A 20,601-nucleotide genomic window follows, 5' to 3' on the forward strand; every position below is an offset into this window, starting at 1 on the left:
CACACAGAACAGCAGCCGGGCCGTCCTCCCCAGGGCGGCCTCTGCCTTGGCTGCGGCCCGCCAGAGCGGCCCCAGCTTCCGGGGTCGCGCGCTACACTCGGGCGGATGTCCGCCACGTCTGACGCGCCCCTGGCCCTGATCGGCCACTCGCCCCAAGCCGCCCGCGCCTTCCGGGAGGTGGGGGTGGTGGCGCTGAGCGTCCCTGGCGACGACCTGGGGCCGGTGCTGGAGGCCTGCCGGACCCTGCGCTTTACCGGGGCGCTCGTTCACCCCTCGCGCGAGGTGGCGGTGGCGGGAGCCGTGGACCTCGACCCGGACGCGCGTCGGGTGGGGCGGGTGGACGCGGTGGCCTTTACCGGCGGCGCGGTCGGTGGGGGTGCCCACGGCACCTACAGCCTGGCCGACGCCCTGATGGACGCCCTGGAGGAAAGCGGCTACGCAGCGCGCGGGGCCAGCGCCCTGTTCCTGGGAGGCGGCGCGGACCTCGCGCGGGCGCTGCCGCTGGTGCGCCTGGGCTTCGAGCATGTGGGCGTTGCCGCCGACAGCCTCCCTGACGCCGAGCGCTTTGCCCGCGACCTGCCCGCCAGCCTGCGCGCCTTTGCGGTCAGCCGCCGCGACCCGGCCCTGCTGTCCCTCGCCGAGCGGGCGGACCTGATTGTCCTGACGGGCGGCAGCCTCCCGGCGGGCCTGCTCCAGCCCTACCACACCCTGGCCGACCTCACCGGCCAGGGCACGACCGGCACCAGCGGCGCGGCCCACCTGAACCTGTCGTCCCTCCCCACCCTGCGCCTCTCGCGCCAGTTGCTCCACGCCACCGGCCAGCGCTACCGCCCCGAGGACCTGGCGGAGCTGGTGGGCATGCTGGACTGAAGAGCGGGGCGGAAGGCAAATGGCAGAAGGCCCTTCTCTCGCCTTCTGCCATCCGCCTTCTGCCAGCTAATGCGTACTGCGCGGGTCCAGCACGTCCCGCAGGCCGTCGCCCAGCAGGTTGAAGCCCAGCACGGTCAGGAAGATGGCGAGGCCGGGGAAGAGCATGGTCCAGGGGGCGTCCACGTAGTACTGGCGGGAGTCGCTGATCATGGTGCCCCACTCGGGCAGGGGCGGCTGCGCGCCGATGCCCAGGAAGCCCAGCGCGGCGACCTCGATGGTGGCGGTGGCGATGCTCAGCGCGCCCTGCACGATCAGCGGCGAGAGGCTGTTGGGCAGCACGTGGCGGAAGATCATGCGGCCCTGGGTGGCCCCGAGTGCCCCGGCCGCCTGCACGAACTCGCGCTCGCGCACGCTCAGCACGACCGCGCGGGCCAGGCGCATGTACACCGGCACCTGCACCAGCGACACGGCCAGCATGGCGGTGACGAGTTGCGGGCTGTGCAGCGCGAAGAGGCGGTCGAGGGCGGCGATCGGCAGCGGCGGGTTGTCGCTGGAAAAGATGCTGGCAAAGCCGATGGCGAGCAGGATGCTGGGAAAGGCCAGCATCACGTCGGTCAGGTAGCCCATCACGTTGTCGAACCAGCCGCCGAAATACCCGGCGAAGACGCCCAGCAGCGTACCCACGATCAGCGCCAGCACCGTGCTGACCACGCCCACCTTGAGGCTGAGCTGCGCGCCGTGCAGCACCCGCACCGCCACGCTGCGCCCCAGGTTGTCGGTGCCGAAGGGGGCCGCCCAGACATTCACCTGCCCACTGGCCGGGTCACGGTAGATGTCGGCCACGTCCTTGTTCCACAGCGCGGCCACGCTGGGCGGCTTGAGGTTCAGGCGGTAGTTGCGGTCGGTGGTGGGGTCGTAGGGCCGCAGAACCGGGGCCAGCATCGCCAGCAGCACGAAGGCGGCCACGATGATGGCCCCGACCTTGCCGGGGGTGCTGCGCCGGAAGCGCCGCCAGAAGAGGCTGGGCTGCCGCTTGCGGGCGGCTCGGGGAGGGGAGAGGGTGGTCATGAGATACCTCGGGGAGTGGTGAGTAGGGAGTGGTCAGTGGGAAAAGCTCGGATGGGAGCAGACGCGCCGGCTGCTGTTTCCACTCACCACTGACCACTTCCCACTTACCGGTATTGAATTCTCGGGTCCAGCATCGCGTAACTGAGGTCCACCAGCAGGTTCGCCACGCTGACCACCAGGGCCGCGAAGATCACGCCGCCCTGGATCACCGGGTAGTCGCGCTGGCTGATGGCGTCGTACAGCCAGGACCCCAGACCGGGCCAGGAGAAGATGGTCTCGGTCAGCACGGCCCCGCCCAGCAGGGCACCCGCCTGGAGGCCGATCACGGTGACGACCGGCAGCAGCGCGTTGCGCAGGGCATGCTTGAGGGTCACGGCGCGGCCGCCCAGCCCCTTGGCGCGGGCGGTGCGCACGTAGTCCTGCCCCAGCACTTCCAGCAGACTGCTGCGCGTGATGCGCGCGATGATCGCCAGCGGAATGCTGCCCAGGGCGATGGCCGGGAGAATCAGGTGCCGCAGGGCGTCCCAGGCGGCGGCGGGCTGGCCGCGCAGCAGGGCGTCGAGCACATAGAAGCCCGTGAGCGGTTGCAGATTCGTCTCGTTGCCCAGGCGGGCGCTGGGGGGCAGCCAGCCGAGTTTCACCGCGAAGAAGTAGGTCAGCAGCAGGCCCAGCCAGAACACCGGCATGCTCACGCCCACCAGGCTGATCGTGGTGGCGAGGTTGTCCCACACGCTGTTGCGCCGCAGGGCCGCCAGAATGCCGGCGGGCAGGCCGATCAGCAGGGCGAACAGCAGGGCCGCCAGGCTGAGTTCGGCGGTGGCGGGAAAGCGGGCGGCGAGTTCGTCGCGGATGGGGATGTTGCTCTTGATGCCGCTGCCCAGGTCGCCGTGGAGAAGCTGGCCGACGTAGCGGGGGTACTGCGCGTCGAGGGGGTGGGCCGGGTCCTGAAGGTTGAGAAACCAGGGCTTGTTCAGGCCGAGCTGTTCGCGCAGGGCGGCGGCGGCCTCGGGGGTGGCACGCTCGCCCAGCAGGGCGGTGGCCGGATCGCCCGGAATCGAGCGCACGAACGCGAACACCACCACGCTGATGCCCACCATCACCAGCACCGTTCGCAGGATGCGCCGTATCACGTAACTGCCCAAGGGATTCTCCTCATGCTCTGGTCGGAATGTTCCGCTGAAAAGGGGGTCGAAAAGGGGGAGGCGGGGCGGGCCAACGATCTCGCCCGCCCCGCCCGCGCGTTCCTGGAAGGACTTCTACGGTTGCCGTCCAATCCGTTCTCGAATCAGGAAAGCGCCGATTCGGTAACTCCTTTCCCGGCAACCGTTGGGTTCCTCCTCGCTCTGCTTCGCAGTCGTCGTGAACGGACGCCCCTGGGGACGCCACTCCTCAGCTTTGCAAGTCCGCTCGGGTTGAACAGTTCCTGTCACTGTTCAAGCGGAATCCGTATTACTTCTTGCCGGTGACGGTGATGTTGTTAAAGGCCTCGCTGCCGAGCGGGCTGGGCACCCAGCCCTTCACGTAGCTGCGGGCGGCGGCGAGCGGCTGGCTGTGCGCCACGGGCACGCGGTAGGCGGCCCCGTAGGTGATGTCGTGCACCTGCGCGTAGACCTTGGCCTTGTCGGCGCGCGTCACGGCGGCGCGGCCCTGTTCCAGCAGCCGGTCGAGCTGGGGCGACTTCCAGTTGATGTCGTCGCCCGCGTTCGGCCCGTAGTAGGCGCTGTAGAAGTTGTCCGGGTCGCCGTAGTCGCCGGTCCAGCCGATCATGTACATGTCGAAGCCGGGTTCCTTGTTGCGGTCCTCCAGGTACTTGGCCCAGTCCTCGGTCTTGAGGTTCACCTTGATGCCGATGGCGCTCAGGTCGGCGGCGATGGCCTCGGCAATCGGCTTGGGCTGCGGGAAGTAGGGGCGGCTGACCGGCATGTACCACAGGTCCACGGCAAAGCCGTTGGGGTAGCCCGCGTCGGCCAGCATCTTCTTGGCGGCCTGGGGGTCGAACTTGTAGTCGTCGGGGACACGGGGGCTGTTCGCCCAGGCCAGCACCGGCGGCAGGAAGCTGGCGTTGCTGATGCCCAGGCCCGGCCAGAAGGCCTCCACGATGGCCTTTTTGTTGATTGCCATGCTGATGGCCTGGCGCACCTTGTCGTTCTTGAGGTACTGGTTGCGGTTGTTCATGCTGACAAAGCCCACGTTGAAGGAGGGCCGCTTGACTGCCACCAGGCTCTTGTCGGCCTGCACGCTCCTGAGGCTGTCGGGCGTCAGGTCGTTGGCGAAGTCGATGGTTCCGGCCTTCAGCTCGTTCAGGCGCTGCGAGGCGTCCTTGATCGAGCGGATCACGAGCTGATCCACCTTGGGCTTGGTGCCCCAGTACAGCTTGTTGGGCAGCAGCGTCACGCGGTCGCCGGTGCGCCAGCTCTGGAACATGAAGGGGCCGGTGCCGATAGGCTTGCTGGCGGGCGTGCCGTACTTCGCGCCGTCCTTTTTGATGGCCGCCGGGCTGGCGATGCCGAAGTAGCCGGAGCCGATCACGTCCGGAAACACGCTGCTGGGCTTGTTCAGCTCGAAGCGCACGGTGGAGTCGTTGACCTTCACCACGTTCTTGAGGATGGAGGAGGCGTCACCCTTGTAGCCGCCCATCAGCTGGCCCCAGATCTCGTAGGTGTGGCCCTGGTCGCGGTAGCCGTAGGCGTTTTTGGGGTCCCACCAGCGGTTCACGTTGAAGATCACGGCGTCCGCGTTGAAGGGGGTGCCGTCGTGGAACTTCACGTTCTTGCGGAGGGTAAAGGTCCACTGGGTCGCGTTGGCGTTGGCCTTCCAGGCGGTGGCGAGGCCGGGCACCGGCTCGGTGGTGCCGTCCTTGAAGTCCACCAGCGTGTCGTAGATCTGGCGCTGCACCGCGATGCTGATGCCGTCGGTGATGTTGCCGGGTTCCAGGCTGACGGGGTCGCCGTTGTTCCCGAACACGAGCGTGGCGGCCCCAGCAGTGGGCAGCGTGGCGAGGAGGGCGGTCAGCAGCAGTTTCTTCATGGAGCCTCCGTGTGCCGCTTCATGTGTCCGGCCAGGCATGACCCTGTTCCGGTACGGCCCCGCCTGCCGGGTGGCAGGCGCAGGGCCTCTGAATGGCAGCTAAAGCACAAGTGTGCGTTCAGGGTAGGGGTGCTCAGGAACGGTGTCAAGGGAAACGGTTCAGGGCGTGGGCGTCAGGTCGCCCAGGTCGGCGCGGGGCTGCGCTGGCCCCAGGGTCACCTCCTTCTCGGCGCGCGGTTCGTTCGCCTCGCCCACGAGGCCGTTGCCGTTGCGGTCGCGGCCCCCGATCACCTGGAAGGTATCGTCGGGCAGGTAGGCGGTGAAGCGGCCCAGGGCGTCCAGTGCGGGCTGGAAGACCCGGCCCCGGCTGCCCTGCACCCGCAGCCCCAGGGTGTCGCTGACCGCGGGTGCCCCCAGCGCCGCCGCCGCGTTGATCAGGCCGTACCCGAAGTCCTCGTCGCGGCCCGGGGTGCCCAGATCGGTCGCGGTCGCCACCAGGCGGGCCAGCGTGTCGTCGCGCCCCTGCGTGACACCCTTGCTGAGCAGCAGGGCGGCCAGCGCGCTCACCTGCGGCGCGGCCTGGCTGGTGCCCGCGTAGGACTGGTACATGGGCTGGTTTTTCGCGTAGTTCCAGTCGGTGGAGAAAATCTGATCCGGGTAGGGTTCGCCGTTCAGCTTCGCCCCGTTGAAATAGGTCGGTCCCCGGTTGATGTCCACGCCCCCCGGCGCGGCCAGCATCACCTGCGGGTAGCTGTTGCTGTAGCCGGCATGCGAGGGCGCGCTGCTCCCCGAGAGGGTCACGGCCCCGACCGCCACCGCGCCCTCGCATGCGGCGGGGTAGTAGGGCACGCTGCCGTAGCCGTTGCCCGCCGCGACCACCACCAGCGCCCCCGCGTGCGTCGCGTCGGCCACCGCCTCGCACATGGGCCGGGCGGTGTCGGTGCCCACATCGCCCCCCAGGCTGAGATTGATGACCTGGGCGGGGTGGGGGTTGTGGTATGTCTTGCCCTCCAGCGTGATGTCCAGCCCCGCCGCGTAGCGCACGGCGTTCACCACGTCCGCGACCTCGGCGTTGTCGGCGGCGTCAATCACGCGGATGGGCAGCACCTTGACGGGGGCCTTGTAGGCGGCCCCCACCACGCCGCTGGTGCTGCATGCCTCGCAGCCGGGAAAGCGCGGCATCTCGCCCCAGCGCGCCGCGATGATGCCGGTGACGTGGGTGCCGTGGCTGCCGCCGGTGCGCGTCGGGGTGTTGGGGTCGGTGGGGTCGGTGTCGGGGCCGTCGCCGTCGCCGTTGTCGTAGGGGTGTGTGTCTGTGGCGGGCCGGAAGCCCAGCACGTCGAGCGCCCCCTCGTCCGGGCCGTACAGCGCGCCCTGAAGGTCGGGGTGGTCGAAGCGGACGCCCGTGTCTACCACTGCGACCGTCACCGGACGGGTGTAGCCGCCCGCCTCCATGTCGCGCCACACCGCGCCGTAGCCCAGCAGCCGGTAGGCCCACTGGAGGCCCGCGTACTGGTCGGTCGGCACCACGGGCGCGGCGAGCGCCTGCCCGCTCACCTGCTGCCCGTGCAGCACGGCGTTCGGCACGGCGTATTCCACATTCGGGTCGGCCCGCAGCGCGGCCAGCGCCCCCGCCACGTCGTCCGTCTCCAGGTGGACAGTGCGCCCGCCCAGGTCATCCCGCGCCGCACGGGGCACGTTCAGGCGGTCCACCGTCTGCCGGGTGGTGGCCTGCGCCGCGGTACTCAGCGAAGCGGCCGACACGGCGCGTCCCAGTGCGACCGCCTGCGCCGCCGCCGAGCGGTACTTCACGATGACGCCGCGGGCCTCCGGGACCTGTCCGGCCGGGCTGGGCGACTTTGCGCCCCCCACGTCGCTGCCCTGAATCCGCGCGGCGTCCACCACCCGCCCGGTCAGGGTGTACTGGTCCGCCGTGACCGTGAAGGTGGTCTTTCCACTCTGGCCCCCCTGCTTCCAGCTCACCGTCACGGCGGCGCTGAGCTGCGGCTGGTCCGCCGTGGCCGGCGTGCCCTGGGCACGGTCTGCCGTGAACTTCAGGGCCATTGGGCCGCTGCCGCTCAGGGGCGAGACTGTCAGCCACGCGGGCAGGCTGGCCGTGTCCACCTCCCAGGTGCCGCTGAAGGCCTGGGACGCCGTGCCCGTGGTCGCCGTGCCGAGCGGAACCGTCTGCGCCGAGGGCGTGGGGGGAGTGCCGGGAGTGCAGGCAGCCAGCAGCAGGGCCAGCGTGAGCAGGACGGGAGCGCGTTTCATGTGTGCCCCAGGATGCCGCATCCTGGCTGACGGTTTGTGAAGGCGGGTGGGCAGTGGCCCTCCGGCGGGGCAGAATGTGCGCCGTGCCCAGCGGACGTGTCCATAACCTCATCAACATCGCCACCTACAGCGTCCTGGCCGCCGGGGTCCTGCTCGCCACGCGGCAGCACCTGCTGACCGTCACGCCCGCCCAGGCCCTGAACTTCACCCTGGGCTTTTTCGCGGGCACCTTCCTGCTCTCGCCCGACCTGGACCTCGCCGAGGGGCGGGTGGACAGCAAGCGGCGCTGGGGCCTGCTGGGCTTTTTGTGGGTGCCCTACGGCATGCTCTCCAGCCACCGGGGCCTCTCGCACACCTGGGTGGTGGGGCCGCTCACGCGCCTGGCCTACCTGGCCGTCATCGCGGCGCTGCTGCTCGGCCTGCTGCGCTTCGTGTGGCCCCACTTTCCCCTTCCTGGCCTCCCGCAGCCGTTCAGCTTCAAGGTGCTGCTGCCCCTGCTGCTGGGCTACTACCTCAGCCAGTGGCTGCACCTGATCGCCGACGGCGTGCGGCCCGACCACGGGATGCGGCATGTGCGGCGGAAGGTGCGGGGGAGGGGTTAATCCCGCCGGACCTCCCCCGGCAGTTGCACGCCATCCGGCAGGCCGTTTCCAGCCGCGACCGGTTTTGCCGTTCCGTCCAGCTCGACCCAGCCCACCCGGAGGTCGTCCTGGCCTGCCGGATGCGCCGGCGAGACGCGGAGGGTGCGGTACCTCCCCGTCACAGCGGAGCGCCTGCCCTGGGTGCGGGCGAAGGGACCCGCGAGCCGCTCCAGCGTGTCGCCCTGGCCCGCCCGCTTGCCCGGCCCCTCGCCCCACAGTGAGGCCGGGGGCAGACCCACGGCGGCCTGCCACACCTGCACCCGCCAGCCCTCCCGCACCTCGTAGGCGCTGAGCGTGCGCGCCTGCCACACGAAGAAGCGCCGCACCTCGCCCTCGGGGTACAGAATGACGACTGGCCCCGCGCCCGCATCGCCCCGGTTGTAGTCCTCCGGCAGCCCGGTCCTCTCCCGGAGTTGCCCCGCCAGGACCCGCGCCTCCCGCAGTTCGCCGTGCCCGATAACGCGCAGGGCGGCGCGGAGCCGGGGCAGCAGCGAGACGGTGAGGGTGCTGCCCTGCCAGGTCACGTCGACCCTGGAGAGCGTACGGAGGGCCGAGGCCGCGATCAGCGTTTGTCCCTCCACTACCACAGGTGGCGGGACCTGCCGGGGCGCGAGTTGCTGTCCGGAAGTCGGGAAGGCCCACCCCAAGCGGGAGATGCTCCAGCCCGGCGTGGACGGGTTCAGGGGCGCGGCCCACAGAAAGGCCGTTCCCCGTCCGCTGTCCTGACATGTCAGGTCGGGGCGGTGGGCGTTCAGCCACGCGCAGGGCAGGTACGCCCGCCCGTTCACGAGGCGCGACCCCGGTACCTCCACCGGCGTGCCGTTCCAGCCCGTGATCGGGAGGGCCGACGCGCAGGCCCAGAACGTGGAGAGGCCGAGGACCAGCAGCCGGGCAACCATGCGCCCAGTCTGCCCCCCCGGCCCGTCAGCTTTCTGACCGCGCCCGCGTCTGGAAGACCATCACGTCGCTGCCCTCCTCCAGCGGGCCGCCCTGGAAACTGCCCGTCACGCGCGGCGGCTCGAAGCCCGCGCAGCGCAGCAGCCATTCCATTTCAAAACGGGTGTAGTACCGCTGCGTCAGCGTGTAGTGCTGCCGCCGCAGCAGCCCGTCGGGGGCCGTGGTGTCCACGAAATACTCGGTGGTCACGTGCTGCCGGGGCCGGTCGTGCCGTTGCACCAGAAAGACGTCGGTGCGCGAGCCGTCCGGGCGGTGGAACGTCTCGCCCTCGTGCCGCAGCGTGTTCATCTCGCCGTAGCGCGGCACGTAGAGGTCGAACACGAACGCGCCGCCCGGTGCCAGGTGCGCCCGGAGGTTTTCCAGCGCGGCGAGCTGCTCGCCCGGCGTGTAGAGGTGCATCAGCGCATTGAAGGGCGCGATGACGAGCGGAAAGCGTTCCTCCAGCCGGAAGGTCCGCGCGTCCCCCTGCACGAAGGTCAGGTCCAGCCCCTGCTCCCGCGCCCTTGAGAGGCCCCGCTCGATCATGCGCGCGCTCGGCTCCAGCCCCACCACCCGCACGCCCCGCCGCGCCAGGAACGCCGTCACGCGGCCCGTGCCCGCCCCCACCTCCAGCACCGGCCCGCCCGCCCGCTCGGCCACCCCCGCATAAAAGTGCAGGTCGTCGCGGTAGAGGTCGTACTGGTGGTCGTAGAGGGCGGCGAAGTCGTTGTAGTTCACGGAGAAGAGGGTAGTCGGTTGTGGGTTGTAGGATGTGGGAAGTTCCTCCTACAACCTACAGCCCACGACCTACAACCTTTCCCCATACCGCTCCAGAAACGCCGCCCGCCCCAGCACGCTCAGCCTCGGCTCGGGCGCACGCGGGTCGCTGCCGTAGGCGCGGCGCAGCACGTTGGCCCAGGCACGCAGGCGGCGGGTGTCGGCGGAAGTGAGGTCGTGCGTCTCGAAGCCCAGCGTGGCGAGCAGGGGCGAGAGGGCGCTGAGGCAGAAGACGACCCGCGCGCCCTGCAATTCCGGGCGGGTCTGGAGGTCATGGGCCACGTCGCGGAAGTCCTCGCGGGCGAGGCGCACGCTGCGGCGCAGGCCCAGGTCCACCAGCAGCGGATTGTTGACGTGGAACTCGGCGGCGGGGGTGCCCTGCGGCACCGGGGTGCCGTCCGCGAGGGTGACGCCGTTCAGGGGAAAGCGCACCGGGCCGACGCGGAAGAGGTTGTCCGCCCTTCCCCCGGCGGGCTGCGTGCCCCCCAGCCGGTCGAACACCCGGTCCAGCCCCCGCATCAGGCGGCGCGGCAGGTCACGCGGGGCGAGCGGCGCGGCCCCGTCCAGTTCACCCAGGGGGAGGAGCGCGTAGCCCCGTTCCCGCAGGTCCGCCAGCAGGCCCGGCAGCAGCGGCACCGTGTTCCGTGCGCCCGGCCCCGCGTCGTGCAGCACGACCACTGCGCCGGGGAAGGCCAGGGCGTTCACCCGCCCCCGCACGTCTGCGGGCGTGAAGGCGGGATGCCAGTCGTGGCCCTCCACGCTCCAGTGTGCGCCCCGCACCCCTGCCGCGCGTTGCCCCAGCAGCGTGGCGAGGGTATATGCCCCGTGGGGGGGACGGTGCAGGCGGACCGGATGCCCCGTCACCGCCGACACCCGCCGCACCGCCCGCAGCGGGTCCAGGAAGGCCCCCCACGGCGTCCGCAGCCAGGCGTGAACGTGCCGCGCGGCATGGGCCTCCACCTCGTGCCCCTCCTCCAGCATCCGCCGGATCAGCTCCGGGTGCGCCTCCGCCCGGCCCGCAATGACGAAGAAGGTGGCCCGTGCCCCGGCCGCCCGCAGCGCGTCCAGCACGGCGGGCGTGGCCTTCCGGTCGGGGCCGTCGTCGAAGGTGAGGGCCAGGGCCTTGTGCTGCTGCCGACCCTCCCGCACCAGGCCCAGGTTCAGCCGTTGCGCCAGCAGGTAGGGGAGGGCGACATAGCCCAGCAGCCCTACGGCCAGCCAGCCCCACCGCCTCATGCCCGTCCCAGCCTCCGCAGCAGCGCGGCGGCCACCCGGTCAGCGGCGTCGGGGACGCTCAGGGCACGGGCGTGCGTGCCCAGCCGGGCGTGTTCTTCCGGGTCCAGCGCCCTCAGCACGGCGGGCCGCACCTCCGCCAGTTCGCGTGCCCACAGGCCCGCCCCGTGCCGCACCAGGTAGTCGGCGTTGTGTTCCTCCTGGCCGGGAATCGGCTCAAAGATGACCTGCGGGATGCCCAGCGTGGTGGCCTCCGCGACCGTCAGGCCGCCCGCCTTGCCCACCACCAGGTCGGAGGCGGCCAGCAGTTCGGGAAAGTCAGTGGTAAAGCCCAGCGCGTGAATGGTGGCTCCCCCCACCCGTGTCACGCCGCGCCGCCGCGCCCCCGCCAGCACCAGCACCTGTACCCGCCGCCCCAGGTGGCTCAACTCGTTCAGCACCCGGTTCAGCGCCCGGTAGGTTCCCGTGCCGCCGCCCGACACCAGCAGCAGCGGTTCGTCCGGCCTCAGCCCGTGCTTCTCGCGCAGGGCCGCCCGGTCCGCCCCCAGCAACTCGCGGTAGACGGGGGCGATGGGGATGCCCGTCACGGCCACGTGGGCCTCGGGGATGCGCCAGTGGCCCACCATCTGCTCGCGCGCCTCCTCCGAGGCCACCAGCAGCAGTTCGGCCTCGGGCCGCGCCCAGTGGTGGTGAACCCGGTAATCGGTCACGACCAGGGCGTTCAGGAAGTCCACCCCGAGCTGGCGGCGTGCCGTGTGGGCCAGCGCGACCGGCGTGGGATAGCTGCTCACGACCACCTCGGGCCGCACCTCGCGCACGTCGCGCCGCATCCCGCGCAGGCCCAGCCAGCCGAAGGTGCCCGTCAGCGCGCGCGGCTCGGTCTCCTGGTCCGTCCACTCGTAGAACGCCTTGTACATGCCCGGCGCGTAGCGCAGCCAGGCGTCGTAGGTGCCCACCGTCACCGCCCGCTCGAAGGCGTTCAGGTACGCGATGAAGTCCGCGTGCCGCGCCCGGAGATCCACCCCCGCCGCCCGCAACGCCCGGTCCAGCGCGTCGTTCGCCTGGTGATGCCCGCTGCCGAAGGAGGCGGAGAGAATCAGGGCGCGCAGTTCGGGAGGGGGAGGCGGTGCGTGGTGCGCGGTGCGCGGTGAATGCTCTGCCTGCACACCGCGTCCCGCGTCCCGCGCACCTTCCCTCACGCCCGCCTCAGCAGCCACAGCCCCAGCCCGGCAAAGACGATGTTCGCCAGCCACACGCCGAGTTCGGGCAGGCCCGGCAACGTTCCGGCGAGCGTCAGGCCGACGAAGAAGACGAGGTAGTACGCGACGGCGATCATCAGCGCGATGCCCAGCGAGACGCCCAGGCTGCGGCCGTAGCGCAGCGCGAAGGGCAGCGCGGCCAGCGCCAGCACCAGATTGCCGAAGGGCAGGGCCAGCTTGCGGTTGAGGTTGATGCGGGCGTCCTGCCGCTCCTGCTCGGGCACGCCGGGCGCGGTCAGCTTGGTCATCAGTTCGGGCCAGCCCTCCGCGTCTGCACCGATGGCATCGGCATATTCCGCGATGGTCCGCTTGCGCGAGAGGCCGGTGTCGAGGTTCAGGGTGCTGCCCGCGTCCTCCGGAATCACCACGCTGGGAAAGACTTCCTGCACGGCGGCGCGAAAGGCGGCGGGGTCGTTTTCCGGCACACGCGCCAGCCCGGCGGCGGCGGCGTAGTTCACGGTGTACACCTGATACCCGCGCAGGGAAAGCTGGTTGTTCTCGAAGTGCCCGCTGTCCGCGAAAATCACGGTGGCGCGTCTGGGGTCGTCCGCCTGCCAGCGTTCCACCCGCACATTCTTCAGCTCCCGCCTGGTGTGGTCATATCCCCCCAGCCACAGCGTGAGGTTCCCCCCCAGGTCCATCGTCTTCCCGATGACGTGCGAGAGGCCCGCGCCCGTCAGCGCGTCCCAGTACAGCCCGCGCGTCTCCACGTTGGCGCGGGGAGCCACCCATAGGCTCAGCCAGACGGCGAGGGCCGTGACCAGCGCCGCCACCACCGCCACCGGCCGCCCCACCTGCCCCAGCCCGATGCCGCCCGACTGCACCGCCACCAGTTCGCGCTCGGTGGCGAGCCGCCCGAACGCCACCACCGTCATCAGCACCACCGCCATCGGCAGCACCTTGACCAGCGTGTCGGGCACCTGATAGGCGATCCACTGCCCGATCAGCGAGAGCGGCACGCCCCGCAGCCACTGACTGCTGATAAAGAAGTACCCGAAGCTCAGAATCGCCGTGAACAGCAGCGTGCCGCTCACCAGCGGCGGCAGCAGCTCGCGGGTGACGTAGCGGGTGAGGCGGGTCAAAGGGGGACTCCTGCGGAGTGGTGCGCGGGATGCGGGACGCGGTGCGCAGTCAAAAGCTCAGCTGCCGTGCCCCCGCGGAGAGGGAGAAGCCAGGCCTGGCCCCCGCTCCTCGTTTCCGCGTACCGCGCACCGCGCACCACCACCTTCCTCACCCTTTCCCCACCGCAAACAGAATCGTCGCCTCCGCCGCCACCTGGCCGTCCACCTCGGCGCGGCAGGTGGTCTTGCCCAGGCCGCGGCGCAGGAACTCCAGGCGCGCGTGCAGGTGAAGCTGGTCGCCGGGAATCACCTTGCGCTTGAAGCGCGCGCCCTCCACGCCCGCGAGGTAGCCGACCGTGCCGGGTTCGAGCTGCTCGTGCAGACAGAACATGCTGGCCTGTGCGAGGGCCTCCACGATCAGCACCCCCGGCATCACGGGTTCCTGCGGAAAGTGGCCGGGAAAGAAGGGTTCGTTGATCGTCACGTTCTTGAGGGCGTGGGCCTCGCCGTTCCCGGCGCTCAGCACCCGGTCCACCAGCACGAAGGGAAAACGGTGCGGCAGAATCTTCAGCACGTCCTGAATGAGCATGGGTTCCATCAGCGGGACTCCTTGGGGGCGGGAGGGACGCGGGGCCGCGCCCGTCTCCCCGCCGTCAAAACGCCCCAAGGGTAGCACGGGTCACCAAAAGCTCCCGGCGTTCAGGTCAGCGTTCAGCCCCGCGGCTTCAGGAAGGCGACCAGCCCCGCCAGCAGACTGGTGAGCAGCGTCAGCGCGATGGCCTGGCCGAAGGAGGAAGGGCCGCCCACGCCTGCCCGCGCCCCCAGGAGCGTTTCCACGCTCCCCACCGTGCGCAGCCACAGCGGGGCGTTCGGGTTCAGGCTGGCGAAACTTCCCAGCGTGAGCAGCGCCAGCGCCAGCGTGAGCAGGCCCAGCAGGACGACGCCCAGCCACCTCAGGATTCGCACGTGTTTTGCCTCTCGCCTGTCATCGCCGGGCATTCTAGAGAGGCGGCGCGTGTGTGCGGTGAAGAACTTCACGCCCCGGCCGCTGCGCTCGGCGGGCGCTACACTCGGCCCGTGACTCCCCCGCCCGACCTCCCCGCCCGCGTCCGCGTCACCCGCCCGCCCCTGCCCCTCGCGCCCAGCCTGCGCATGGCCGTCGCGCGGCTGTGCCCCCAGGCCCCGCAGGACGCCCTGACGGCGGCGGCCCTCGCCATCGCGGGCGGCGCGACGATTGGCGCGGCCCTGAAGTGGGAGGGCGGGGAGGCCCTGGGCGTCGAGACAGGTTGGCGCGGGCGCGGCATCGAGGAGGCATTGGCAGGGGCTGTGGGGGGTGGGTTGTAGGTTGTGGGGAGGCTCCCCGTCTTTTCCCACGGCCCACAACCCCTAACAACCGTTTGGTAGCCTGAGCGTATGACCACCATCACCGCCGCCGAGGGGGGAATGGCCTTCGCCCTCTCCGACGATCAGCGCATGATCGTGCAGCACGTGCGCGAGTACTGCCGCGCCGAGATTGCCCCCAAAGCCGCCGAATACGACCGTAGCGGCGAGTACCCGCGCGAGCAACTGCGCGGCCTGGCCGAGCTGGGCCTGCTGGGAGCCACCGTGCCCGAACAGTGGGACGGCGCGGGCCTGGACTCCGTGACCTACGCCCTGTGCCTGGAGGAAATCGCCGCCGCCGACGCCAGCGTGGCCGTAATTGTCAGCGTGCAGAACGGCCTGCCGGAGCAGATGATTCTGAAATACGGCACCGACGCGCAGCGCGAGCGGTACCTGCGCCCCCTCGCCCGTGGTGAACACATCGGCGCGTTCTGCCTCACCGAACCGGGCGCGGGCAGCGACGCGGCCAGTCTGCGCCTGCGGGCCGAGCGCGACGGCGACGCCTGGGTGCTGAACGGCTCCAAGGCCTGGATCACCTCCGGCGGGCAGGCGAACACCTATTTGGTGATGGCCCGCACGGGGGGTCCCGGTGCGCGCGGCGTCTCCTGCTTCATCGTGCCGGGGGACACGCCTGGCCTCAGCTTCGGCCGCCCCGAGGAAAAGATGGGCCTGCACGCGGCCCACACCACCACCGTCACCTTCGACGGCGTGCGCGTGCCCCAGGACAACATGGTGGGTGAGGAGGGCCAGGGCCTGATCATCGCCCTCGCCAGCCTGGACTCGGGGCGCATCGGCATCGCCATGCAGGCGCTCGGCATCGCCCGCGCCGCCCTGGAGCATGCCGCCCGCTACGCCAGCGAGCGCGAGCAGTTCGGCAAGAAACTCCGGGAGTTCGAGGGCGTGTCCTTTAAGGTCGCGCGCATGGCCGCCCGCACCGAGTCGGCCCGCCTGGTCGCCCTCAAGGCCGCCTGGCTCAAGGACCAGGGCCAGCCCTACGGCAAGGAGGCCAGCATCGCCAAGCTGCTCGCCTCGGAGGCCGCGGTGGACTGCGCCCGCGACGCCATCCAGATTTTCGGCGGCAACGGCTACAGCCGCGAGTACCCGGTGGAGCGCCTCTACCGCGACGCCAAGGTGACCGAGATCTACGAGGGCACCAGCGAGATTCAGCAGCTCGTGATCAGCCGGGCGGTGTTCGCGGAGTACTGAGGAGAGGGCAGATGGCAGATTGCTGAAGGCAAAGGCTTTCGGATGCCTTCTGCCATCTGCCCTCAGCCTTCTGCCTCCTCCAGCGCCCCGTCCAGCGCCGCCAGCAGCTCCTCCACCTCCGCGTCCGTGATGCTCAGCGGCGGGCCGAGCAGCAGGTGGTCGCCGCGGGTGCCGTCCACCGCCCCCGTGCCCGGGTAGGTAATCAGGCCGCGTTCCCAGGCCGCTTTTGCCACCCGTTCCGCGATACCCGGCGTCCCGAACGCCTCCCCGGTCGCCGGGTCGCCCAGCACCAGGCCCAGCAGCAGCCCCTGCCCCCGTGCTTCCAGCACGACGGGGTGCCGTTCCTTCAGTTCGCGCAGGCCCGCCAGCAGCCGCTCCCCCTGCACCCGCGCCCGCTGGGTCAGCTCCTCGCGCTCCACGATGTCCAGCACGGCGAGGCCCGCCGCCACGCTGACCGGATGGCCCGCGTAGGTGAAGCCGTGCTTGAAGGCCCCCGAGCCGTTCATCACCGTGTCGTAGACCTCTGGACTCGCGGCGAGGCCTGCCAGGGGCGCATACCCCGCCGCCAGCCCCTTGCCCAGCACCACGAGGTCTGGGGTCACGTCGTCATGCAGGCGGATGGCCAGCGGCGAGCCGCAGCGGCCCATCCCGCTCATCACCTCGTCGGCCACGAACAGCACACCGTATTCGCGGCAAATCTCAGCGATGCGGGCGTGGTAGCCCGCATTCGGGGTCAGCGCCGCGTCCGACGCACCGACCACCGGCTCCGCGATAAAGGCCGCGACGCTTTCCGGCCCGGCCTCCTCCAGCACGGTGCGCAGGCGTTCGGCATCGGCCTCGCCGGAAAGGGTGGGGTCCGGCCTGGGCATCTTCGGCCAGGCGGCCTCGTTCAGCAGGGGCGCGTAGATGGCCCGCCGCGCCCCCATCCCCGATGCGGCCAGTGCTCCCAGCGAGGCCCCGTGGTAACTGGGCACTCGCGTAATGACCTTGTAGCGCCCCGGCTCGCCCCGTTCCACGTGGTACTGCCGCGCGAGCTTGATGGCGCTCTCATTCGCCTCCGAGCCGCCCGAGACGGCCCAGAAGCGGAAGTCGAGCAGACCCAGAAACGTCATCAGCCGCGCGGCATACTCCTCCAGCACGGGCGAGGTGAACTGCGACCCGTGGACGAAGGGCAGTTCGCGGGCCTGCCGCGCCAGCGCCTCCGCTACCTCCGCCCGCCCGTGCCCGATGTTCGCCACCAGCGCGCCGGAGGAACCGTCCAGATACCGCCGCCCCCCGGCGTCGTAGAGATACACACCCTCGCCGCGCACGGCGGTCGGGTAGGGCTTGCGGGAACGGTAGAAGACGCTGGAGGTGGGGGAATCGGTCATGCGGGGAGCCTTTCGGGGGAGCGGTCAGCTTTCAGCCGTCAGCAGTCAAAGAGGGGTGGGAAGGCCAGCCAGGCGTGCAGCGGGGGCGAGCCTTCCACTTCCAGCGCACGCAGAAGTAGGCGGCAGGCCGCGCGGTGCGGGCCGAGGTCGGGGAAGGGGAGACGTTCTTCATAGCCCTGACGGAAGGCCTGCCCACCCTCTGCCGAGAGCAGCACTTCCCAGAGGCACAGGTCGAGTTCCGGCGGGGCGAAGGCCGACGCCTCCACATCCACCAGCGCGAAGGGCTGCCCACCCCGCCACACGAACTGCGTGCCGTTCCAGTCGAGCAGCATCGGCACGGCGCGGGTGGGGGCCGGGGCGGCGGCGAAGGCGGCCTCGACCTGCGGCCAGTGGCCCACCCAGGCCTCTGCATCGAAATGCTCCGCCACCTCGCGCACCACTTTCAGGGCTTGGGGGTAGAAGTCGGTGAGGGGACGTGCGTTCTGACTGCTGACCGGCCCGAAGCCCGCTGCGGCGTGGGCATGGATCGCCGCCACCCGTCGCCCCAGTTCCGCCGCATCCGCCTCCTGCAAATCGCGGGGGGCTTCGCCTGAGACGAATTCCACCTGCAACGCCGGACCACCGCGAAAGTCGGTGATGCCCAGCACGTCCGGCACGGCCCACACCCCCAGCCTCTGCCAGAAGCGGTAAGCGCCAGCAGTGGCGTGCAGGTCACGCGGGTCCACGCCGAACAGCCGCGCGAGGCCCAGCATGAAGGCGCTGACCTCCGGCGAGGTCCACCACGAGCGGCGCAGGATGACTGGCCCCTCTGCCGTCTCCACCCGCCACACGTGCGAGGCCCGGCTCGAATCGCCCGCGTTCAGTTCGGTGACGGTCCCCTCCGCTGAAAGCTGACCGCTGACGGCTGGAAGCTCCCTCACCACGTGTCCCCGCCCCCCGGAGGAGGCCACGCCCCCAGGGCCTGTCGCACCGTCACCACCTGCCCGAAATGGTGTGCCGTGTGCAGTGCGAAGTCGGCCAGCAGCTCCCCGATGGTCTCGTCGTGGTTGACCGGGTTGGCGAGGTCGGGGCGGGCGGTGTGGGTGTCGATGCGGGCCAGCAGCTCGTAGAACTCGCTGCGCACCCGTGTCCAGTCCGCCTCGCCCACCTCGGGCCAGGTGTCCGCCGCGTGCTTCGGGTACGGCAGCGCCTGGCCCATCTCGATGATGTCCAGCATCCAGCGGTTCCACCAGTTCACATGCGCGACCAGCTCGGCCACGCTGTGCGGCAGGTGCTCGGGACGGCGCGCGGCCGTCTGCGCGTCCAGCCCGCTCAGCGCCGCCTCCACGCCCACGAACGCCTGTCCCCCCCGGAACAGCTTGGGCAGCAGGCGGGCAAAGGCGAGCTGGGCGCGATCAAGGCGGTCGGGTTGGGGGTCAGTCATAAGGCCAGTTTCGCAAAAGGAGGAGGCTTTGTTAGGGTGCCGGGATGAAGATGGGCGAAGCTCCCCGGATACGGACGGCAGGTGAGTTGGGAGTCGCGCTCCGCACCCCGGCCGACGTGGGCGAGCTGATAGGCGCGGCCTATGATCTGGACGGCCTGATCCTGACGGAAGCCGACCTGGCCCCCGAGTTCTTCCGGCTGCGCAGCGGCCTGGCGGGCGAGGCGTTCCAGAAGTTCACGAACTACCGCATTCGTGTGGCCCTGGTACTGCCGGACTTCGCGGCCCACGGCGAACGCTTCGCGGAGCTGGCCCATGAACACGCCGCACACAGCCTGATCCGCTTCTTGCAGACCGAGGAGGAGGCCCGGAACTGGCTGGAGGCCAGCGCCGGGGCCTGACCCGACCCAGTACTGCTCAATACTTCTGCGCCACCGTCTTCGTCTGAAGGAACCAGAACAGGTAATCCGGGCCGCCCACCTTGGCGTTCGTGCCGCTCATGCCGTAGCCGCCGAAGGCGTGGGTGCCCGACAGCGCCCCGGTGCACTTGCGATTCACGTACAGGTTCCCGACGTGAATCAGGCGGCGGGCCTCGTTGATTTTCTGCGGGTCGCGGCTGTAGAAGGCGGCAGTCAGGCCGTACTCGGAGTCGTTGGCGAGGTCGATGGCGTGCCGCCAGTCGCGCGCCCGTGTAAAGCTCAGCACCGGCCCGAAAATCTCCTCCTGAAAGAGGGGGTCGCGCGGGTCCACGTCCGCGAAGATGGTGGGCTGGATGTACCCGCCCTCGCGCTCCCCGCTCTCGGCGCGTTCGCCGCCCAGCACCAGACGGGCCGTGCCCCTGCCCTTCTCGACGTAGCCCATGATGCGGTCCGCGCTGCCCCCATGAATCACCGGGCCGAGGGCCGCGTTCTCCTCGGGCGAGCCGACCTTCAGTTCAGAGGCGAGCTTGACCACCTTGTCCAGCAGCTCGTCGTACACGCTGTCCTCGGCAATCACGCGGCTGCACGCGCTGCACTTCTGCCCCGCGTACCCGAAGGCCGCCTGCACGATGCCCCGCGCGGCGTCGTCGAGGTCGGCGTCGGCGCAGACCACCGTGGGGTCCTTGCCGCCCATCTCGGCCATGACTTTTTTCAGCCACTTCTGGCCCGGCTGCACCTTCGCGGCGCGCTCCATGATGCGGCAGCCGATTTCCTTGGAGCCGGTAAAGGCGATCATGCGGATGTCCTTGTGGTCCACCAGCGGGTCGCCCAGCACGTCGTCCGTGCCGGTCAGGAACTGGATGACGTTGCGCGGCAGGCCCGCCTCGAACAGCAGCTCCACCAGCAGCAGGCTGCTCAGCGGCGTCTCAGAGGCCGGTTTCCACACCACGGTGTTGCCCGCCGCCATCGCGCCCAGCGCCATCCCCAGCGGAATCGCCGCCGGGAAGTTCCAGGGGCTGATGACGGCCACCACACCAATCGGCTCGTACACCATCGTGACGTGTTCGTCGGGCATGGGGTAGACCGGCTTGCCCTGTGCCCACTTCAGCGTCTCGCGGGCGAAGACCTCGAAGTGGTCCACGCACTCGGCAACCTCGCCGTCCGCCTCGGCCCAGTTCTTGCCGTTTTCCAGGCCCATCACCGCGTTGAACTCCATCCGGCGGGCGCGCAGCAGGTCCGCGGCCCGCTTGAAGATGGTCGCGCGCTGCATCGGGTCGGAAAAGCGCCACTCCTCGAAGGCCGCCTTGGCGCACCCGATGGCCTCTTCGAGCTGCTCCGGCGTGGCCTTGGGAAAGCGCCACACCACCTCGCGGGTGTCCGCCGGGTTGTGGACGTCGAACGTCTCGCTGCCCTCGACGGACTGGCCGCAGATATACATCGGGAAGCTGCGGCCCACGTACTTCTCCCGCACCGTTCGGTAGGCCTCGCGCTGCTGCCCGGCCACCTCCTCGCGGCCAAAGTTGAAATACGGCTCATGTTCGAACGGGAGGAAGCCCTCCATCAGCGTGCTGGTCATTGTCCTGCCTCCTTGAGATGGAGGCGAGCTTAACACGTGCCTCATGGCGGCGCAAAACCGCTGTCAGACGGCAAAAAAGCCCGGATA

At 70.3% G+C, this 20,601-nt stretch carries 20 protein-coding genes; 5 read left to right on the forward strand and 15 right to left on the reverse strand.

Going from position 1 to position 20,601, the window contains the following annotated elements; translation table 11 throughout:
* The first annotated feature begins 105 nt into the window (after positions 1-105).
* Positions 106-870: a shikimate dehydrogenase gene (locus tag ABEA67_RS04115; protein ID WP_345461271.1), complete on the forward strand. Its 765-nt coding sequence runs from the start codon at positions 106-108 to the stop codon at positions 868-870.
* A gap of 66 nt (positions 871-936) precedes the next feature.
* On the opposite strand, the gene ABEA67_RS04120 is transcribed toward ABEA67_RS04115, so the two are convergent.
* The 4 genes from ABEA67_RS04120 to ABEA67_RS04135 all read right to left on the reverse strand — a co-directional run bounded on the left by ABEA67_RS04120 (position 937) and on the right by ABEA67_RS04135 (position 7,236).
* A complete protein-coding gene (locus ABEA67_RS04120; RefSeq protein ID WP_345461274.1) occupies positions 937-1,938 on the reverse strand; it encodes an ABC transporter permease in 1,002 nt (333 codons plus the stop codon).
* A 104-nt stretch (positions 1,939-2,042) separates the two neighbouring features.
* Positions 2,043-3,080: an ABC transporter permease gene (locus ABEA67_RS04125; protein ID WP_345461277.1), complete on the reverse strand. Its 1,038-nt coding sequence runs from the start codon at positions 3,078-3,080 to the stop codon at positions 2,043-2,045.
* A 307-nt stretch (positions 3,081-3,387) separates the two neighbouring features.
* Positions 3,388-4,965 (reverse strand): ABC transporter substrate-binding protein, encoded by a 1,578-nt coding sequence (locus ABEA67_RS04130; RefSeq protein ID WP_345461280.1) that lies wholly within the window; start codon positions 4,963-4,965, stop codon positions 3,388-3,390.
* Positions 4,966-5,124: 159 nt separating this feature from the next.
* Positions 5,125-7,236, reverse strand: coding sequence for a S8 family serine peptidase (locus tag ABEA67_RS04135; protein WP_345461283.1), 2,112 nt, complete (start codon positions 7,234-7,236; stop codon positions 5,125-5,127).
* An 83-nt stretch (positions 7,237-7,319) separates the two neighbouring features.
* On the opposite strand from ABEA67_RS04135, the gene ABEA67_RS04140 reads away from it, so the two are divergent.
* Positions 7,320-7,838, forward strand: coding sequence for a metal-binding protein (locus ABEA67_RS04140; protein ID WP_345461286.1), 519 nt, complete (start codon positions 7,320-7,322; stop codon positions 7,836-7,838).
* On the opposite strand, the gene ABEA67_RS04145 is transcribed toward ABEA67_RS04140, so the two are convergent.
* The 7 genes from ABEA67_RS04145 to ABEA67_RS04175 all read right to left on the reverse strand — a co-directional run bounded on the left by ABEA67_RS04145 (position 7,835) and on the right by ABEA67_RS04175 (position 14,109).
* Positions 7,835-8,776, reverse strand: coding sequence for a hypothetical protein (locus ABEA67_RS04145; RefSeq protein ID WP_345461289.1), 942 nt, complete (start codon positions 8,774-8,776; stop codon positions 7,835-7,837). The two genes, ABEA67_RS04140 and ABEA67_RS04145, sit on opposite strands and share 4 nt — an antisense overlap.
* Before the next feature lie 25 nt (positions 8,777-8,801).
* Positions 8,802-9,551, reverse strand: a complete 750-nt coding sequence (locus ABEA67_RS04150; protein ID WP_345461292.1) for a class I SAM-dependent methyltransferase — start codon at positions 9,549-9,551, stop codon at positions 8,802-8,804.
* 69 nt (positions 9,552-9,620) lie between these two features.
* The gene (locus ABEA67_RS04155; RefSeq protein WP_345461295.1) at positions 9,621-10,826 is read right to left on the reverse strand and encodes a polysaccharide deacetylase family protein; all 1,206 of its coding nucleotides are present in this window, start codon (positions 10,824-10,826) and stop codon (positions 9,621-9,623) included.
* Entirely contained in the window at positions 10,823-12,022 is a 1,200-nt protein-coding gene (locus tag ABEA67_RS04160) for an MGDG synthase family glycosyltransferase (protein ID WP_345461298.1), read from the reverse strand. Before ABEA67_RS04160 ends, ABEA67_RS04155 begins: the two co-directional genes overlap by 4 nt.
* Entirely contained in the window at positions 12,019-13,164 is a 1,146-nt protein-coding gene (locus ABEA67_RS04165; protein WP_345461301.1) for an LptF/LptG family permease, read from the reverse strand. Before ABEA67_RS04165 ends, ABEA67_RS04160 begins: the two co-directional genes overlap by 4 nt.
* Before the next feature lie 148 nt (positions 13,165-13,312).
* On the reverse strand, positions 13,313-13,741 hold the full coding sequence (fabZ, locus tag ABEA67_RS04170; RefSeq protein ID WP_345461304.1) for a 3-hydroxyacyl-ACP dehydratase FabZ: 429 nt from the start codon (positions 13,739-13,741) through the stop codon (positions 13,313-13,315).
* Positions 13,742-13,854: 113 nt separating this feature from the next.
* On the reverse strand, positions 13,855-14,109 hold the full coding sequence (locus ABEA67_RS04175) for a hypothetical protein (RefSeq protein ID WP_345461307.1): 255 nt from the start codon (positions 14,107-14,109) through the stop codon (positions 13,855-13,857).
* 111 nt (positions 14,110-14,220) lie between these two features.
* Between ABEA67_RS04175 and ABEA67_RS04180 the strand changes: the two genes are divergently transcribed.
* Entirely contained in the window at positions 14,221-14,487 is a 267-nt protein-coding gene (locus ABEA67_RS04180; RefSeq protein ID WP_345461310.1) for a hypothetical protein, read from the forward strand.
* A gap of 69 nt (positions 14,488-14,556) precedes the next feature.
* Entirely contained in the window at positions 14,557-15,729 is a 1,173-nt protein-coding gene (locus ABEA67_RS04185; RefSeq protein ID WP_345461313.1) for an acyl-CoA dehydrogenase, read from the forward strand.
* Between the two features lie 62 nt (positions 15,730-15,791).
* Here the strand turns inward: ABEA67_RS04185 and ABEA67_RS04190 are convergent, their stop codons facing one another.
* From ABEA67_RS04190 to ABEA67_RS04200, 3 genes are read right to left on the reverse strand one after another with little or no spacing between them, the layout of a single operon-like run.
* Positions 15,792-17,099, reverse strand: a complete 1,308-nt coding sequence (locus ABEA67_RS04190) for an aminotransferase family protein (RefSeq protein ID WP_345461316.1) — start codon at positions 17,097-17,099, stop codon at positions 15,792-15,794.
* Between the two features lie 38 nt (positions 17,100-17,137).
* Positions 17,138-18,019: a hypothetical protein gene (locus ABEA67_RS04195; protein ID WP_345461319.1), complete on the reverse strand. Its 882-nt coding sequence runs from the start codon at positions 18,017-18,019 to the stop codon at positions 17,138-17,140.
* On the reverse strand, positions 18,016-18,522 hold the full coding sequence (locus tag ABEA67_RS04200; RefSeq protein ID WP_345461322.1) for a DinB family protein: 507 nt from the start codon (positions 18,520-18,522) through the stop codon (positions 18,016-18,018). The genes ABEA67_RS04195 and ABEA67_RS04200 overlap by 4 nt, the downstream gene beginning before the upstream one ends.
* A 44-nt stretch (positions 18,523-18,566) precedes the next feature.
* Between ABEA67_RS04200 and ABEA67_RS04205 the strand changes: the two genes are divergently transcribed.
* Complete coding sequence (locus tag ABEA67_RS04205) at positions 18,567-18,920, forward strand: DUF4180 domain-containing protein (RefSeq protein WP_345461325.1); 354 nt, start codon at positions 18,567-18,569, stop codon at positions 18,918-18,920.
* 16 nt (positions 18,921-18,936) lie between these two features.
* Here the strand turns inward: ABEA67_RS04205 and ABEA67_RS04210 are convergent, their stop codons facing one another.
* The gene (locus ABEA67_RS04210; RefSeq protein ID WP_345461328.1) at positions 18,937-20,514 is read right to left on the reverse strand and encodes an L-glutamate gamma-semialdehyde dehydrogenase; all 1,578 of its coding nucleotides are present in this window, start codon (positions 20,512-20,514) and stop codon (positions 18,937-18,939) included.
* Positions 20,515-20,601: the final 87 nt, after the last annotated feature.

Source organism: Deinococcus carri (assembly GCF_039545055.1).
Lineage (GTDB): Bacteria > Deinococcota > Deinococci > Deinococcales > Deinococcaceae > Deinococcus > Deinococcus carri.

Coding starts and splice junctions, on each gene's coding strand:
- ABEA67_RS04115 (WP_345461271.1), top strand. CDS start 106: ATGTCCGCCACGTCTGACGCGCCCCTGGCCCTGATCGGCCACTCGCCC.
- ABEA67_RS04120 (WP_345461274.1), bottom strand. CDS start 1,938: ATGACCACCCTCTCCCCTCCCCGAGCCGCCCGCAAGCGGCAGCCCAGC.
- ABEA67_RS04130 (WP_345461280.1), bottom strand. CDS start 4,965: ATGAAGAAACTGCTGCTGACCGCCCTCCTCGCCACGCTGCCCACTGCT.
- ABEA67_RS04135 (WP_345461283.1), bottom strand. CDS start 7,236: ATGAAACGCGCTCCCGTCCTGCTCACGCTGGCCCTGCTGCTGGCTGCC.
- ABEA67_RS04145 (WP_345461289.1), bottom strand. CDS start 8,776: ATGGTTGCCCGGCTGCTGGTCCTCGGCCTCTCCACGTTCTGGGCCTGC.
- ABEA67_RS04155 (WP_345461295.1), bottom strand. CDS start 10,826: ATGAGGCGGTGGGGCTGGCTGGCCGTAGGGCTGCTGGGCTATGTCGCC.
- fabZ (WP_345461304.1), bottom strand. CDS start 13,741: ATGGAACCCATGCTCATTCAGGACGTGCTGAAGATTCTGCCGCACCGT.
- ABEA67_RS04185 (WP_345461313.1), top strand. CDS start 14,557: ATGACCACCATCACCGCCGCCGAGGGGGGAATGGCCTTCGCCCTCTCC.
- ABEA67_RS04190 (WP_345461316.1), bottom strand. CDS start 17,099: ATGACCGATTCCCCCACCTCCAGCGTCTTCTACCGTTCCCGCAAGCCC.
- ABEA67_RS04200 (WP_345461322.1), bottom strand. CDS start 18,522: ATGACTGACCCCCAACCCGACCGCCTTGATCGCGCCCAGCTCGCCTTT.
- ABEA67_RS04205 (WP_345461325.1), top strand. CDS start 18,567: ATGAAGATGGGCGAAGCTCCCCGGATACGGACGGCAGGTGAGTTGGGA.
- ABEA67_RS04210 (WP_345461328.1), bottom strand. CDS start 20,514: ATGACCAGCACGCTGATGGAGGGCTTCCTCCCGTTCGAACATGAGCCG.